The 2,127-nt window shown below is 61.6% G+C and carries 2 protein-coding genes and 1 pseudogene; all 3 read right to left on the reverse strand.

What is annotated here, in order from left to right; genetic code table 11:
- Positions 1–272, reverse strand: a pseudogene (locus tag D6877_RS29350) (hypothetical protein); the annotation flags it as partial.
- 27 nt (positions 273–299) lie between these two features.
- On the reverse strand, positions 300–1,676 hold the full coding sequence (locus tag D6877_RS09135; protein ID WP_130910551.1) for a class II fumarate hydratase: 1,377 nt from the start codon (positions 1,674–1,676) through the stop codon (positions 300–302).
- Positions 1,657–2,064 (reverse strand): hypothetical protein, encoded by a 408-nt coding sequence (locus D6877_RS09140; RefSeq protein ID WP_016771690.1) that lies wholly within the window; start codon positions 2,062–2,064, stop codon positions 1,657–1,659. The genes D6877_RS09135 and D6877_RS09140 overlap by 20 nt, the downstream gene beginning before the upstream one ends.
- Positions 2,065–2,127 lie beyond the last annotated feature (63 nt).

Here is a 2,127-nt window from a genome sequence, read left to right on the forward strand (position 1 = left end):
AGGCGTTCGTCCTGCATGGTCTGCAACAAACGTTGATGGATAGCGCACAGGTATTCGGCGCTCTCCTCCGGTTGGTTCAGGCGCAAATGCAGGTCGGCGAGGTTGTGATGAGAGACGACGCAGGCCGCCACCGCTTCGTCGGCATCCGCCCAGCGTTCGAACAACACTTGCGCCAGGGCCAGGGCTTGCAGGTAAGCCTCACGGGCGTCGATCAGTTCGCCCAGCATGAAGCAGCGATTGGCCCGTTCGATCGTGCGTTTCCAGTGCTCCATGGTGAGCCTCCAAAGCGGTTGCGGGGTTTACACGCCGCCGGCGGTGAGTTTCTCGGGGTTGAGCAACTCTTCCAGTTGGCTGCGCGACAGGTCGGTGTGTTCCAGGGCGACGTCGATCACCGCGCGGCCTTCCTTGTAGGCCTGCTTGGCGATTTCGGCGGCTTTCTGGTAACCGATGATGGGGTTGAGCGCGGTGACCAGAATCGGGTTGCGCGACAACGCTTCCTGCAAGCGCGACTCGTTGACCTTGAAGCTCGCAATCGCCTTGTCACCGAGCAGGCGACTGGAATTGGCCAGCAGTTCGATGCTGCTCAGCAGGTTGTGCGCGATGATCGGCAGCATCACGTTCAGTTCGAAGTTACCGGATTGGCCGGCCACGGTGATCACCGAGTCGTTGCCGATCACCTGCGCAGCGACCATGGCGGTGGCCTCCGGAATCACCGGATTGACCTTGCCGGGCATGATCGACGAACCCGGTTGCAGCGCTTCGAGTTCGATTTCGCCGAGACCGGCCAGCGGACCAGAGTTCATCCAGCGCAGGTCATTGGCGATTTTCATCAGCGACACGGCGGTGGCCTTGAGCTGGCCGGAAACGGCGACGGCGGTGTCCTGCGAGCCGATCAGCGCGAACAGATCCTTGCCTGGGGTGAACTGCACGTCGGTGAGTTGGCTCAGATGCCGACTGAATCGGGCGGCGAACTCCGGATGCGCATTGATCCCGGTGCCGACCGCGGTGCCGCCCTGCGCCAGCGCTTGCAGGCTTGGCAGCAAATCCTGCAGATGCCCGATATTGGCCTTGAGCTGCTGTGCCCAGCCGTTGAGCACCTGGCTCATGCGCACCGGCATCGCGTCCATCAGGTGGGTGCGCCCGGTCTTCACATGATGATGCACCTGCCCGGCCTTGCGCTCGATGGCCTGGACCAGATGCAACAGCGCCGGCAGCAATTGTTCATGCAGGGCCAGCGCGGCGCTGACGTGGATGGTGGTCGGGATGATGTCGTTGCTGCTTTGCCCGCAGTTGACATGATCGTTGGCGTTGACCGGCTCGCCGAGCATGCGACTGGCCAGCGTCGCGATCACTTCGTTGGCGTTCATGTTCGAGCTGGTGCCGGACCCGGTCTGGAAGATATCCACCGGGAAATGCTGCATGAAATCGCCTTCGAGCAGACCTTGCGCGGCATCACTGATGGCTTTGCCCTGGGCCGCGCTGATCTGGTTCAGCTCAACGTTGGCCCGGGCAGCGGCGGCTTTGGCGAGGATCAGCGCGCGGATGAACTGCGTCGGCATCGGTTTGCCGCTGATCGGGAAGTTGTCCACGGCGCGCTGGGTCTGCGCGCCATAGAGCGCATCGACCGGCACCTGCAGTTCGCCCATGCTGTCGCGCTCAATACGTGTCTTGGTCATGCGAATGTCCTTGCAGCAAATCAATGAGAGGAATCGACGGTTGCAACTCGCAAGTGGCGAGCTGCCAGGTGTAGCGTTGCCAGCGCCGCAAGCGGCATTGGCATAGCGACAGGCGCTCCATTTCACGCAAGGGACGCCAGGCTTGATCGAGACAGACGCTGCGCCAGTGCCACGGCAACGCAATGTCGGTGGCGGTATCGAGCAGCAGACGGAAAGACGTTTCGGCGACAGTCCAGGGCGAAGTGGCTGTGCAACAGGACAGATAGCGCCCTTCGGCGAGGTAGTGTTCGATCAGGCGCGGTTCGTCAGGATCCAGCGCGCAACGGATCTGGCGACTCATCCAGCGCCAGCTTTCGAGGTAGGGCTGCTCGTGCAAGGCAGAACTCATGATCCGGGACTCGTTCGGAGATGAGATTCATTATTAGATGATAATGAGAACCAACACAAGCAT

It is taken from the genome of Pseudomonas sp. Sample_9 (genome assembly GCF_004307535.1).
Classification (GTDB): Bacteria; Pseudomonadota; Gammaproteobacteria; order Pseudomonadales; family Pseudomonadaceae; genus Aquipseudomonas; species Aquipseudomonas mercuritolerans.